Genomic DNA, 12,786 nt, shown 5'->3' on the forward strand with positions numbered 1-12,786 from the left:
GCGCTGCTTAAAACAAATACGGCGCGGATAATCCGCGCCGCATTTTCAAACCCGTATCTTCAAATCGCTAAATCGCCCAAGGCAACAGCGGCGTACTACGCGACAAAATTCCTTCCGTACGCGCACGCAATGCATCGTCGAGCGCCTCCGGCTGAGGAATCAGCCAGAAACGATTGTCCGCAATACCTGCGAACGCTCGCTCAGCCAACTCTTCTGGCGAGATGCCGTACTGCTCCGTCATCTGCACCAGTTGCGTCACAAACCCACGGGTTGCATCACCGGCTTCCGGCCCACAAGGATCACGGAAGATGCCGGTCTTCACAGGACCTGGCGCGAGTAAGGACACACTGATTGGCGCGCCAATAAATTCCATTTCCGCACGCAGAGATTCCGTTAACGCGACCACTGCAAACTTTGCCGCCGAGTAAGGCGCCATCAAGGGGCTCGCAAGAAAACCTCCGACAGAAGAGGTGTTGACGATGCGTGCGGGTTTTCCCGCCGCCAGCATGCGCGGTACAAAACTACGAATGCCGTGCAACACACCAAACAGATTGATATCGATAACACGACGCCAACGCTGAGGATCAATCTCCCAGCTATTGCCCGCCGCCATCACGCCGGCGTTGTTGAACAAGAAATCGACTTGGCCATATTCCGCATAAGCACGTATTGCCAATTGCTCAACGGATTCAGCGTTGGAAACATCCGTCACAACAGCCAGCGCATTCACTTCTTGCGCTAGCGCCTGCAACGATTCAGCACTGACATCGGCCAGCACCAAGCGCATGCCCAATGCATGCGCTTTACGTGCGAGGCCCGAACCGATACCGCTAGCCGCACCGGTGATGACCGCAACCTGTCCATGGAAATTACTGTGCGTAGGCATAGAAATCCTGAATCGCTGTGCCGTTATCAACAACGATATGAATGTCGGCATTGGCAGCATCTGCATCGACAAAAGCGACGCCGTTGTAATTGCCAGTGATCGGTCCGCATTGCTCAAAGCGCAGTTTCACTCTGGCTGCTGGCTGACCAACAGCACTATTTAGTTTTCCACTAACCTGACATCCGCTAGCACTCGCAACAATATTGCCGGTGGGCTGCAAGATGAAAGTGACAACGGCGTCGTTGAGCGAAGTGCGTAGCGTGGTGGCAGTCGACGGCAATGTTGGTGCGGTCGCTGCGTCAGCCTCGTTGAGCTGCACTGCAAGTATTGGGCTTTCAGTTGTCTCAGGCACACGACCCCAGCGTGCATTGCTTGAGCTGCGGCGATACACCACCGTCGACGCAGCATTGCTATCGTTACCCAGCATCAGATAAGCCTTGCCATCTGCGCCGATCAGCGCCAGACCATTGCTGGCGGTGTCGCCAGAAACCACAACGTGGCGCGCTCCACTACCAAAGTCAGGCAGCTCAAATGTCTTCGCGTCGTTATGGCCACTACACGCGGCCAGCAGCAAGCTCGCCAGCGTAATGAAGATAATTAATCTCATGGCACACTCCTCAAGGTTGGTTGAAGAGTGTGTTGAGACGAATCTTGATTGTGTCTTCGTTGCTACGGCGAGCTTGCGGCACACCTTCTACCACGCTGACTGCAATTGCACCCGTCACAACCACATTGCGCTCAGAGCTTGCAGCCGTGTCGTTCGGCACCACGACACCAGCGGGCGGCGTGATCGAGTTATTCACGAATGAGATGCCTGGAAACGGCACGCCTGCTCCGTAGCCCACAGCTACAGGACTGTTTGACAAGCTTTCGTAGAACACCGGCTGATAATCCGTAGCAACGCCCAAGCGCGAAAACTTGAATGCTGGCGTGACGCCATCTACAAGCACCGGAATGTTGACGTTAAGACCAACACCTAGAGGCAACAAACGTCCGTCACTTCCTTTCTGCGCATCCAGTCGATTGACGAGCTGCATCACAATGTCGGCAACGCGATATTCAACAGCGCCATCAGTTAATGCCGTGTATGAGCGTCCTGTTGTACCGCTATAGCTGACAGCAATTGCCGGAACACCGCGATTGATTGCATAAAGCGCGTTGTTGAATGTGCCAGATGAGTTATTGATCGCACCCAAGTTAGCGCCTTCATTCGGACCAGAGATCACCAAATCCGGCTGACCACCCCAACGCTTTGCGGCTACAACATCCAAGCCATACAACATTGCCATCACCGGCGTGCCATCAACGTAGAACACGTCCGCATCGCTAGGACTTACGCCCGCACCCGCAGCGCCTGCTTTCACCGTCGCAAAGCGCGTGTCTTTCGTCAGCGGCGTTACTGGCGCCAGAAAATTCATCGCGCCGCCTTTACCGCTGTTGTTCTGCGTGGGGCCAGACAACACAACGTCATGACCTGCTGCTTTTAAACGTTGATACAGCGCATGGATATTCGCGGTCTCAAAGCCATCATCGTTCGACAGCACAATATTCAGCGCCCAGCTTTGCTGCGGCAACATCACCATCAGGCTCATAGCTACAAGCCCTAATATTCGACGGATGGCGGGAACGGTTACACCTGACATATGAATCATCGCTTGCTCTCCTCTGTAGTTTTAGTTTTTGACGCTGGGTAAATCAGGCCCGCTGCGCAACGCGCACCGTGGCTTCATTGCGGAAATGTGGAATCACGTACTTGCCGATGTTCTTCAGCGTTTCCAGCTGCGCCCACTGCGGCACCGTGCCCATCTGGCAGATGAACAGAATCTCGTCGGCACCAGAATCAATCAGACGCTGCACATAGCCGATGCAATCTTCGACGGTGCCGTAAGCGTGGTTCGGATTCATCAGCATCATGTTCGGATCGCTGAAATCGAAAGCGATCTTCTCTGACGCAAAGTTCGTCCGGATCACGTCCTTGCCTTCCGCATCTTGCGAAGTGACGTTGTCATCCCACTTGCTTGGATCAGGCTTGGGGCCCGCGCCATACCAATGGCCGAGCGACTCCATGAAGTAACGCTGACCTTTGATGCCGATCTTGCGTGCCTGCAAACCATCTTCGAGCACAATCGTTGGGCACAGCGCGGCGAGATGTTGCGTAGGGCGGAAGCCGACTTGATCTTCCGCACGGCGCGTCGCCCAAGCCTGGCGATAAACCGAATTCTTCTTCGCCACATCTTCTGGACCACCAAAGCCGAGGACTAACGCGCCCATGCCGCGTTCACCTGCACGCGTCAGCGTGTCGGTGTTGGTGCAAGCCAGATACATCGGCGGATGCGGATCCTGATAAGGCTTCGGATGAATCGGGCGACGTGGAATTTTGATGTAAGTGCCGTCGTGTTCGATCTCGTCCTGCGTCATGATCTTGGGGATCAGATACATCGCTTCATCGATCTGCGGATACAAAGTATTCAGGTCGTAGCCGAAGGTGCCTGCTTCTTGCTGCGTGCCGCCTTTGCCCACGCCGAAGTGCACGCGACCATGCGACAACAAATCCAGCGTCGCGATGCGCTCTGCCACTTTCACCGGATGATTCATCGCAGGCGGCAAACACACCACGCCATGGCCCAGATGAATGCGACTGGTCTTGCCAGCCAAGAACGCCAACACTGTTTCTGGCGCGCTCATATGTGCGTAGTTGGTTAAGGCGGTGTGCTCGACGCACCAGATCACGTCGAAACCCATCTGCTCAGCCAGTACGGCTTGCTCAACGATTTCGTCGAAGATTCTGCGGTCGCCTTCGCGTGAAGCATCGGTGGTCTGTGCTTCGTAGATCAGTGAAAATTTCATGTCTTTACCCTCACTCTGTGTTCATGGAATCCGGCACCGGCATGGTTTGCCGGGCATGGACCAGAGTTTGGTGAGGCCGGAGGGGCTCAGCCTCGTCCAAGGCCATATCTTCAAACGGACGATCCCGCGGCCGAATTGCGAGCCGACAATCGGGTCCATGCCCCTGCAGCCCCATGGACCGTTTCATGACGCTAGACCCTCAAGTTCAGACCATCGTTGACGCTTACTCGGCGATGCCTAAAGTCGATTTATCCGCGATTCCTGCTGCAATCTTTCGTGCGGCGATGAATACGCCGTCGCAGTTCGCGCCCGGCGATGAAGTGGCGCAAATCGAGGATCGTGAAATTGCAGGCCCCGGTGGCCCACTGCGTATTCGCATTTACAGACCGAAGACATCGGGTCGATTGCCAGTGACGCTGTACTTCCATGGCGGGGGCTTCGTGATCTGCAGTCTCGATACGCACGACAATATTTGTCGCTGCATTGCGCAGCGCGCAGAAACTTTGGTGGTGTCGGTGGACTACCGTCTCGCGCCAGAAGCGAAATTCCCTGCCGCAGTGGAAGACGCCTGCGCAGCACTGCGTTGGGTGCACACGCACGCTGCAGATATCGATGGCGACGCAACACGTCTTGCCGTTGCTGGTGACAGTGCGGGCGGAAATCTTGCCGCCGTCACCGCGCAGTGGGCGCAGCAGCAAGACATTCCACTACGTCAACAACTCTTGCTGTATCCCGTCACCGACTGCGCTTGCAGCAGCACGAGCTATCGCGAATTCGGTGAAGGCTATGTGTTGACGGCTGACATGATGCGCTGGTTCATCGGCCACTACTTGCCGAATGAACAGGCGGCCGATGATCCGCGCGCTTCGCCGCTACGTCAGACTGATCTGACAGACATTGCGCCCGCCACCATCTTTACTGCTGCGTGCGATCCGCTGCGCGATGAAGGCGAGGCTTATGCCGCTGCACTGAATAAAGCCGGTGTTGCAGTGAACTTGCAGCGCTGGCCCGGACAAATTCACGGCTTCATCAGCATGTTGGGCGCAATCACGGCAGCAGATGATGCATTGACCGAAGCCGCGCTCGTACTCAGAACAGCGTTTCGCAAAACAGGCGCGTCACCTGCAAACCGGACAGCGCAAACCATTCATCAGTCCGGACGAAGCCCGGCCTAAAGCTTGTACTAGACTCGAATACGCAGGCACTGGTCGTTTGTAGATTACCCAGTCAAAAGCGTGCAAGGAGGCACCATGGTCCATCTCATCAAAACGCAAAGCAGCTCCGCGAAATCGCGAATGGGCCCGGCGTCTTTGAATCCGGATTTACCCGCTGTTGCAGGCTTGGGCAGCTTTGAAAAACTCAATGGTTTCTTCAATGCAATTTACGACGGCCCGACTGAAGATCCACCTTGGCATTCTGCACTCAATCTCTTGTGCGAAACACTGCACGCCAAACACGTCACGCTGATTCTCAAACCGCCTTCGCCCGTGTCCACCGGCATTCTCGTCAATACGGATGCCGTTGCTCACGATGCGACGGAGGCTTACCAGAATCATTTCTTCACGCTCGATCCTTTTGTGGGTTTGCCAGAAGGCCAAGTCGTAACGCCTGAAGAATTGGTGGGCGACAAAGTCTGGAAGCAAAGCACGCTGTATCGCGAATACCTGAAGCCACTCGATGTGAAATTTCTGATTGGCGCAGATATTCAAACCGCTGATGGCATTGAGTGTCGCTTCCGCGTTTCGCGTGGCGGGGATATTCCATTTTCCGCCGATGACATCGCACTGTGTCGCTTGCTGCTGCCGCATATGCGTCGTGCATTGCAATTGCACTCACGTCTCGATGGCTTGGAAACAGAACGCCAACTCTTTGCAGGCGCGGTCAATAGCATGCAACTCGGGACGATCAGTCTTGCGCATAACGGCGCAGTGATTGATCTCAATCCAGAAGCGCGTCGCATTCTTGCCGAGAAAGATGGCATTCAAATCAGCAATAACGTGCTGTGCACCGACAACCGGCGCGAAGGCCATGAACTGCAACGTCTGATCAAAGAAGCGCTTTCAGGCAGCGCGGGCAAGAAAGGTCCGGGCCTGGTTGAGGCACTGGCACTCACGCGCCCTTCTGGCCGCTCTAGCCTTGGCATTTTGGTGAAAGAAATTCCGCCAAGCCCTTGGACGGTGAATCGTCAGCGCGCTGCCGCTGTTATTTTTATTCGTGATCCCGAAGCCAGCGTCGCAGAAACATCGCAGAAGATTGTGCAGCAGTTATTCGGCCTCACGCGCATCGAAGCGGCGATGGCCTTGTCACTCGCCAACGGCAGCACGATCGAAGAGACCGCTGAAAATCTTGGCCTTAAGAAAAACACCGCGCGCACTTATTTGCGCTTCATCTTCAATAAAACTGGCGTCACGCGTCAGACGATGCTGGTGCGAAAGCTGCTCGGCAGCGTTGCATCGCTAGGCTAGTTTCTGCAAACAATTTAATTCAGGTCCCTATGAAAGAACTTACGAACAAGGTCGCCCTCATTACTGGCGCCACGGGCGGCATCGGCCGTGCAGCGGCTTCTCGCTTTGCTGAAGAAGGCGCCAAGTTGGTGTTGGCAGATTTGAATGAAGACGCTGGCGAATCACTCGCCAAAGAAATTCGTGAACTCGGAACCGATGCGATCTTTGTGCGCACGGACGTCGCGAAACCTCACGATCACGAAAGATTGGTTGCAGCGGCGATGATCAACTACGGTCGACTCGACGCTGCCTTCAATAACGCCGGCATCTCTGATGGCCCCATTCCTCCGGGCTTCATCGACTATCCGCTGGAACTGTGGGATCGCTTGATCGCAGTCAATCTCTCAGGCGTGTTCTACGCGATGCGCGCACAGATTCCAGCGATGCTTAAACACGGCGGCGGCAGCATTGTGAACACAGGCTCGATCGCGAGCCAGATTGGTTTCGCTGGCGTGCCCGGCTACGTTGCTGCGAAGCACGGTGTATTTGGCCTAAGCAAAGTTGCGGCGATTGAGTACGGCAGCAAAGGTATCCGCTGCAATGTGCTTGCACCCGGCATCATCGAGACGCCAATGACGCAGGCCATTCTTCAGAATAAACAAGCGCACGATATGACTACGGGCGGAATTCCTGCGGGACGCGTGGGGCGCCCGGAAGAAATTGCTGACATGGCACTGTGGCTCTGCTCAGCGCGATCCAGTTATGCCAACGGCGCCTGCTTTACCGTTGATGGCGGCTATCTGGCTCAGTAAAAATCAGAACGTCAGCACGATGCGTTGAGCCGTCTTGCTGGTCCAAGCGGATTCAACTTCACGCATCGGCATCGCTACGGCATCGACCTTGAGTTTTGCAGGACCGATGGCGCGCAGGAGTTCGCCAACGACCTTCACCAAATCAGCATGCGACACACTGCCAAGGCCACTGCCCATCAACTCCAATCCAGAGCTGCGCAAACCACCAGCCGCCATTGGAATCGATAGACCTGCCATGGAGCCGATGTTGACGAAACGAATTCGTCGCGCCGCTTCGCCACTGCCATGTCCGGCGACTGCGTTGATGAAACTCTCGGCAGGCATGCCCCACAGGTAATCCAGCACCACACCAACGCCCGGCGCGTGGATCTGCTCACGAAATATTGGAGTCAGCGCTTCAGGGGTTTGATCGAGTCCAATGAATTCATCGGCGCCCAGCGCACGCAATTCAGCTTCGACTGCACGGTTTCGCGCCGCGGCAACAACACGGCCTGCGCCAAGATGCTTGGCCACCTGAATCGCAAGACGACCCGATGCACCCGCCGCACCGAGGATCAACACAGATTCCCCACGCTTCATATGCGCGCGATGTGTCAGCGCTGCCCACGAAGACATTCCTGGATTGGCAATCGCAGCAGCGGTGACGTCATCAACTTCTGCCGGGACTTCGGCAACCTGCGCTGCTTTCACCGCCACCGTTTCAGCCATTGCGCCAATCGGCCCACGCGGAAACGCAAAGTAAACACGGCGGCCATCGGCGAGCAAACCAACGCCATCTACACCTGGCACCATGGGTAAGATTTTGCCGCTGCTGTAATGCTTGCCGGAAGCCTGCACGCGCACCAGTTGACTCAGCGCTGCCGCGCGAGTGGAGACCAGCACTTCACCATCGAGCGCTACTGGCGCTGCGATTTCACCAAATTTTGGGGGCTGGGCAAAGTTATCAACTAGAGCGGCTTGCATAAACGTTCTCGCAACAATCAGAACGCCGATGGTAAACCACCCCAATGCACCTGCATCCGTCTTTACGGAAAATTTAGTTCTTGCTGATTGTGCGAAAGCCCAGATGCGATGCAGGCAAATCGGATTCTTGTGGCTGACGCGACGAAGCACGTGCACGCACGCAGTAATCTGCCGAGCAGAGATACGAACCGCCTTTAATCACTCGCAGCGCCGCAGTACCACGCGCTGGAATCGCGGTGAGTTGATCACTCAAATTCGCGGTCTCACCACGGCGTTCGCTGTAGACATCTGAAGTCCATTCCCAAACGTTGCCAACCATGTCGTGCAGACCATAAGGATTGGCTGCAAAACATCCGGCGGGCGCGCGCCCTGGAAAGCCGTCTTCGTCGTTGTTCGAAAATGGGAAGAGGCCTTGCCAGAAATTGGCTAAAGGATTTCCCTTTGCATCACGCAGAGAATGATCAGACTGCTCATTGCTGCGACCGCCCTTGGCGGCGTATTCCCACTGCGCTTCTGTCGGCAACTCGCGACCGAGCCAATGCGCGTAAGCCAGTGCATCGGCGTAACTCACGTCAACAACGGGCTCGTGCTCGTGGCCCGCGATATCGCTGTCCGCGCCTTCGGGATGACGCCAGTTGGCTTCCTTGATCAGATGCCACCAACTGCCTTCTGCAACTTTTCCATCCGTAACTTCTGGCGTCTTAAAAATTGCAGAGCCGCCGGACTTTTCGGCGTCGGTGACATAGTTGGTCGCAGCAACAAACGCAGCGAACTGCGCATTCGTTACTTCCGTGCGATCAATCCAGAACGAATCAATCCGCGTGAATTGCAGTGGACGCTCATCGGCATAACCGCGTTCGCTGCCGAGTTGAAACTCGCCACCGTTAATCTTGACCATGCCCGCGTGCTTGGCCTTGCCCCACGCCAAGGGCAAGCCTTTGTAGGCCTCGCAATTAGCACGCGTGCCAAGCGCAACCTGAGACTTAATTGCAGAGACATCCTTCAGCGAATTCACCGCCGCAAAGGCAACTCCAAGAACAACGACCGCGAGTAAGCCAACGCGAACGGTAGGTCCGTGAATCTTCATGGCTGGATAAATTTCAAGAGGTACTGTTGCAATTGTGAAGACGTCAGTTGTGCTTCCAGCTGCTGCACGATTGGCAGCGGCAATGCGGGCAACTGTGGCGGCAATAAAGGCGCGACATAAGCAACGCGTTGTGCGTAGGCATCCCACTCTGCGGTTAGCTCAGCAACAATCTCCGGATGCTGCGCGGCGACATCAACATTCTCGCCACGATCCGTATCCATGTTGTAGAGCTGCCAGTTGTGATTGAGGAACTCGGCAGCCGACGGCAGCATGTAGTTGCGAATCTGCGTCATCTTCCATGAGCCTTTACGCACGACGCGGATGTCGTTGACTTCGTCAGCGATGACTTCATCCGGCCCATGAACCGCACCAGCTTTTCCTTGCAGCAATGGTTTCAGCGAAGTGCCTTCAAGCTGCGCGATGGCCTTGCCCTGATACTGCGCGCCAGGCGCTGCGACATCGGTATACGCGAGGATGGTGGGCACCACATCACGCAGCGTTGCAAACTCTCCGCTCCTCGGCTCGCCACCCGATTGCTTGGGCACACGCATGATCGTTGGCACGGCGGTGCCGCCTTCTGCGGTAAAGCTCTTGAACAAACGGAACGGCGCAGTGCCGACTTCTGCCCAACGCGTGCTGCGGAACAGGAATGAGCTGCGCTTGCCGTAATTGGCCAGAGAATTATCAATGCTCAACACGCTCGCAGGATTGCTCAGATCGGTGTACGGAATAAATCCGTAACCCATGCCATCGGCGCCGTTATCCGACGTGAAGATCACCAGCGTGTTGTCGTACTGACCAGTCTTCTTGAGATATTTGATGACGCGCCCGACGTTGTCATCGAGATTGACCAACATGCCTGCGTACACTTCCATCAAGCGTGCTTCGCTCTGCTTGTCAGACGCCGACAGTGAATCCCATGACGGATTGGTCAGAACGCCGGGCTGACCGAAACGAATCATTGTCGTTTCGCTGCCAGGATTCGGATTGAAATCCTGCGGGATGATGCCGAGTGATTTCATGCGCGTGATACGCGCATCGCGGACCACCTGATAGCCAGCGTCGTATTTTCCCTTGTAAAGATCGAGATACTTGTCCGGCGCCTGCAATGGAAAGTGCACCGCTTGGAAAGCTAGATAAGCGAAGAACGGCTTGCCGTCGCGACGATCTTTTTCAAAGAAGCTGAGCAGCTTGTCGACGAAATAATCGCTGGAGAAGAAATCATCCGGAATCTCTGCTTCCTTGCCGTTTTCGAGATAGGCCTTTGCTGAAGATTCTGGGTTGGCGCTGGTGGCTTTGAAGTTGCTGCCAAACGCAGCGCTGTAATCCATCGCAAACGATTGCTCGAAACCAACTGCGTTCGGACCGTCACCGCCGAGATGCCACTTGCCACTCATATAGGTGTGATAACCGGCATCGCGCAAAATCTGGGCAACCGTCGGCGCGCCATCGTTGAGCACGCCTTGGTACTGTTCGTTGCCCGGATAAAAATAACTGGTGTCCGACATCGCGCCGACGCCGATCAAGTGATGATCAACGCCCGTCAGCAATTCCGAACGTGAAGTTGCGCAGAGTGGCGTCGCATGGAAATTGGTCAGCACGCGACCTTCGCTCATCAACGCATCGATGTTCGGCGTCTGAATTTCGCTACCGAATCCACTGAGATCTGCGTAACCGAGATCATCAGCCAAAATCACCAAAACGTTAGGCTTGCCTTTGGCAGCATTACTCGCATCGACGCCATTGGAGCGACTGCAACCTGCCGCTACAACGCTTGCCGACATAGCCAAGATCATTGCCCAGCGTCCAGCAATCGCAAGCGTTGCGGATTGGTTTTTCGACTTCATCGCACATCCCCTTCGCACTATTTCTACAACCGCTCACTATAAGCAGTCGTTATTAATTTTGACGTTCTATTCTTAGATGAATTGAGCCGTGGCTCACGGCTTGTTAACCGTCGATGCATCCAGAAACGCAGGGCGCTCACCACCGCCGTGCAACACAATGTTGATGCCCGAAACATAAGCAGCGCCCGGCGAGCTGAGCCACACGCAGGCGTTGCCGATGTCGATTGGATTGGCGAGGCGCTGCATCGGAATCGTTTTTGCCACAGCAGCAACACCTGCTGCATCGCCGTAGTGCAGATCCGCTTGTTCGGTCAGCACAGGGCCCGGGCTGACTGCACTCACGCGAACTTTAGGTGCCCACTCCACACCTAGCGATTGCACCAAGCTCAGCACTGCCGCTTTAGATGCGCCATAAGCCGCAGTGCCGGGCGAAGGACGCAATGCCGATACGCTGCCAATAAAAATGATGCTGCCGCCTTCGGCCTGCGCTTGCATCAGCGCATTGGCTTTCTGTGCAAAGTGAAATGGCGCGAGCAGATTCAGTGCGAAGATTTTTTCGTGAAAACGTGGCGAGGCTTTATCCGCCATCGCAAATGGCGAACCGCCGGCGTTGTTGACCAACACATCGAGACGACCAAAGCGCTCGGCAATTCCGGCGAACAAGGCATCGACAGCAGTGGTATCGCGCACATCGGTGGCAATGAACTCGGCTTTGTTGTCGCCAACGGCAGGGAGTTCGGCGGGCTGTTCACGACCACAAACCAGAACTTTGGCGCCAGTGGCCAGAAAAGCTTCGCTAATACCGCGGCCAACGCCTTTGGCGCCGCCGGTGATGAGGATGACGTGTTGTTTCGACATGGAAAATGACTCGATTTTCTCCCTCGCCCCGCTTGCGGGGAGAGGGCTAGGGTGAGGGGAGCTAACTATTTGCTGATGATGACATTAAGTCATTGACTGAGCTCAATCACTCATTCAATCGGACGATGCCCCAAAACAGCCATTTACTCCATGATTCACTGCGGATTTCTCCCTGCCGCACTGACTCCTAAAGCCGGATTCCACCGACCATGTCGAACAAGCCTGTTCCCGAAGGAAAATACGTCAGCCTGCCCAACGGCTACCGCATCCATTATCTGGATGAAGGAACCGGCCCGGTCGTGGTGTTTTTGCATGGCTCCGGCACCGGCGCTTCCGGTTACAGCAATTTCAAAGGCAACTACAAGGAACTGGCGCAGGCCGGTTACCGCGTGATCCTGCCGGACTTGATCGGCTTTGGTTACTCGGACAAGCCGGACAACGTCGAATATCCGCTGGCCTTCTTCGTCGAGTGCCTGAAGCAGGCGCTGGATGCGATTGGCGTCAGCAAATACACCGTGATCGGCAACTCACTCGGCGGCGCGGTTGCGCTGGGCTTTGCACTGGCCCATCCAGAGAACGTTGAGAAACTCGTGCTGATGGCGCCGGGTGGCGTCAGCGACATGCCGGATTATCAAGCGATGCCAGGCATGGCGGCGCTGTTTGCACATCTGGGCACGGGCAAGCCGTTTACGCATGAAACGATGAAGGCATTCTTCATCAAAGCTTTCGTGGTTGATCCTGCCGTCGTCGATGACCAACTAGTTACCGAGCGCTTGGAAATGGCGAAGCTGCAGAACCCGCAGGTGATGAAGACCCTGCAGGTCCCGAACATCACTGCGCGTCTCGGCGAGATCAAAGCACCGACACTGACGCTGTGGGGCATCAACGAAAACATGATGCCGGAGAACGGCATTCTGCGATTGGCCAAGGGCATTCCCAATAATCGCGTCGTGCTGATACCCAACTGCGGTCACTGGGTGATGATGGAACATCGTGATTTGTTCAATCGCACCGTTATTGATTTCTTGAAGAACAACTAAGC

At 55.5% G+C, this 12,786-nt stretch carries 12 protein-coding genes; 4 read left to right on the forward strand and 8 right to left on the reverse strand.

Going from position 1 to position 12,786, the window contains the following annotated elements; genetic code table 11:
* Positions 1 to 67 precede the first annotated feature (67 nt).
* Genes CJD38_RS14975 through CJD38_RS14990 form a run of 4 tightly spaced genes read right to left on the reverse strand, consistent with a single transcriptional unit; the run spans position 68 to position 3,733 of the window.
* Positions 68 to 886 carry an SDR family NAD(P)-dependent oxidoreductase gene (locus tag CJD38_RS14975; protein WP_107941188.1) on the reverse strand — a complete coding sequence of 273 codons (819 nt, stop codon included), beginning with the start codon at positions 884 to 886 and terminating at the stop codon, positions 68 to 70.
* The gene (locus CJD38_RS14980; protein WP_107941189.1) at positions 870 to 1,493 is read right to left on the reverse strand and encodes a hypothetical protein; all 624 of its coding nucleotides are present in this window, start codon (positions 1,491 to 1,493) and stop codon (positions 870 to 872) included. Before CJD38_RS14980 ends, CJD38_RS14975 begins: the two co-directional genes overlap by 17 nt.
* Before the next feature lie 10 nt (positions 1,494 to 1,503).
* Positions 1,504 to 2,538: a 5'/3'-nucleotidase SurE gene (locus CJD38_RS14985; protein ID WP_206363026.1), complete on the reverse strand. Its 1,035-nt coding sequence runs from the start codon at positions 2,536 to 2,538 to the stop codon at positions 1,504 to 1,506.
* 43 nt (positions 2,539 to 2,581) lie between these two features.
* On the reverse strand, positions 2,582 to 3,733 hold the full coding sequence (locus CJD38_RS14990; protein WP_107941191.1) for an LLM class flavin-dependent oxidoreductase: 1,152 nt from the start codon (positions 3,731 to 3,733) through the stop codon (positions 2,582 to 2,584).
* A gap of 185 nt (positions 3,734 to 3,918) precedes the next feature.
* Here CJD38_RS14990 and lipP1 point away from each other — a divergent pair, with 185 nt between their 5' ends.
* The 3 genes from lipP1 to CJD38_RS15005 all read left to right on the forward strand — a co-directional run bounded on the left by lipP1 (position 3,919) and on the right by CJD38_RS15005 (position 6,989).
* Positions 3,919 to 4,908 (forward strand): LipP1 family hormone-sensitive lipase, encoded by a 990-nt coding sequence (lipP1, locus tag CJD38_RS14995; RefSeq protein ID WP_107941344.1) that lies wholly within the window; start codon positions 3,919 to 3,921, stop codon positions 4,906 to 4,908.
* A gap of 75 nt (positions 4,909 to 4,983) precedes the next feature.
* Complete coding sequence (locus CJD38_RS15000; RefSeq protein WP_107941192.1) at positions 4,984 to 6,198, forward strand: helix-turn-helix transcriptional regulator; 1,215 nt, start codon at positions 4,984 to 4,986, stop codon at positions 6,196 to 6,198.
* A gap of 29 nt (positions 6,199 to 6,227) precedes the next feature.
* Complete coding sequence (locus CJD38_RS15005) at positions 6,228 to 6,989, forward strand: SDR family NAD(P)-dependent oxidoreductase (RefSeq protein WP_107941193.1); 762 nt, start codon at positions 6,228 to 6,230, stop codon at positions 6,987 to 6,989.
* 3 nt (positions 6,990 to 6,992) lie between these two features.
* On the opposite strand, the gene CJD38_RS15010 is transcribed toward CJD38_RS15005, so the two are convergent.
* The 4 genes from CJD38_RS15010 to CJD38_RS15025 all read right to left on the reverse strand — a co-directional run bounded on the left by CJD38_RS15010 (position 6,993) and on the right by CJD38_RS15025 (position 11,744).
* Positions 6,993 to 7,952 (reverse strand): quinone oxidoreductase family protein, encoded by a 960-nt coding sequence (locus CJD38_RS15010; RefSeq protein WP_107941194.1) that lies wholly within the window; start codon positions 7,950 to 7,952, stop codon positions 6,993 to 6,995.
* A 73-nt stretch (positions 7,953 to 8,025) separates the two neighbouring features.
* Entirely contained in the window at positions 8,026 to 9,039 is a 1,014-nt protein-coding gene (locus tag CJD38_RS15015) for a formylglycine-generating enzyme family protein (RefSeq protein ID WP_107941195.1), read from the reverse strand.
* Positions 9,036 to 10,886, reverse strand: coding sequence for an arylsulfatase (locus tag CJD38_RS15020; RefSeq protein ID WP_107941196.1), 1,851 nt, complete (start codon positions 10,884 to 10,886; stop codon positions 9,036 to 9,038). The genes CJD38_RS15015 and CJD38_RS15020 overlap by 4 nt, the downstream gene beginning before the upstream one ends.
* Before the next feature lie 93 nt (positions 10,887 to 10,979).
* On the reverse strand, positions 10,980 to 11,744 hold the full coding sequence (locus CJD38_RS15025) for an SDR family oxidoreductase (RefSeq protein ID WP_107941197.1): 765 nt from the start codon (positions 11,742 to 11,744) through the stop codon (positions 10,980 to 10,982).
* 209 nt (positions 11,745 to 11,953) lie between these two features.
* Here CJD38_RS15025 and CJD38_RS15030 point away from each other — a divergent pair, with 209 nt between their 5' ends.
* On the forward strand, positions 11,954 to 12,784 hold the full coding sequence (locus tag CJD38_RS15030) for an alpha/beta fold hydrolase (protein ID WP_107941198.1): 831 nt from the start codon (positions 11,954 to 11,956) through the stop codon (positions 12,782 to 12,784).
* Positions 12,785 to 12,786 lie beyond the last annotated feature (2 nt).

Origin of the sequence: Stenotrophobium rhamnosiphilum (assembly GCF_003052265.1) — a bacterium.
In the GTDB taxonomy this organism is placed as follows: domain Bacteria; phylum Pseudomonadota; class Gammaproteobacteria; order Nevskiales; family Nevskiaceae; genus Stenotrophobium; species Stenotrophobium rhamnosiphilum.

What these genes read in the sequence shown, in the direction of transcription:
- CJD38_RS15015 (WP_107941195.1), bottom strand. Translation starts at nt 9,039, where the DNA reads ATGAAGATTCACGGACCTACCGTTCGCGTTGGCTTACTCGCGGTCGTT.
- CJD38_RS14985 (WP_206363026.1), bottom strand. Translation starts at nt 2,538, where the DNA reads ATGATTCATATGTCAGGTGTAACCGTTCCCGCCATCCGTCGAATATTA.
- CJD38_RS15010 (WP_107941194.1), bottom strand. Translation starts at nt 7,952, where the DNA reads ATGCAAGCCGCTCTAGTTGATAACTTTGCCCAGCCCCCAAAATTTGGT.
- CJD38_RS15000 (WP_107941192.1), top strand. Translation starts at nt 4,984, where the DNA reads ATGGTCCATCTCATCAAAACGCAAAGCAGCTCCGCGAAATCGCGAATG.
- CJD38_RS14980 (WP_107941189.1), bottom strand. Translation starts at nt 1,493, where the DNA reads ATGAGATTAATTATCTTCATTACGCTGGCGAGCTTGCTGCTGGCCGCG.
- CJD38_RS15030 (WP_107941198.1), top strand. Translation starts at nt 11,954, where the DNA reads ATGTCGAACAAGCCTGTTCCCGAAGGAAAATACGTCAGCCTGCCCAAC.
- CJD38_RS15020 (WP_107941196.1), bottom strand. Translation starts at nt 10,886, where the DNA reads ATGAAGTCGAAAAACCAATCCGCAACGCTTGCGATTGCTGGACGCTGG.
- lipP1 (WP_107941344.1), top strand. Translation starts at nt 3,919, where the DNA reads ATGACGCTAGACCCTCAAGTTCAGACCATCGTTGACGCTTACTCGGCG.
- CJD38_RS15025 (WP_107941197.1), bottom strand. Translation starts at nt 11,744, where the DNA reads ATGTCGAAACAACACGTCATCCTCATCACCGGCGGCGCCAAAGGCGTT.
- CJD38_RS15005 (WP_107941193.1), top strand. Translation starts at nt 6,228, where the DNA reads ATGAAAGAACTTACGAACAAGGTCGCCCTCATTACTGGCGCCACGGGC.
- CJD38_RS14990 (WP_107941191.1), bottom strand. Translation starts at nt 3,733, where the DNA reads ATGAAATTTTCACTGATCTACGAAGCACAGACCACCGATGCTTCACGC.
- CJD38_RS14975 (WP_107941188.1), bottom strand. Translation starts at nt 886, where the DNA reads ATGCCTACGCACAGTAATTTCCATGGACAGGTTGCGGTCATCACCGGT.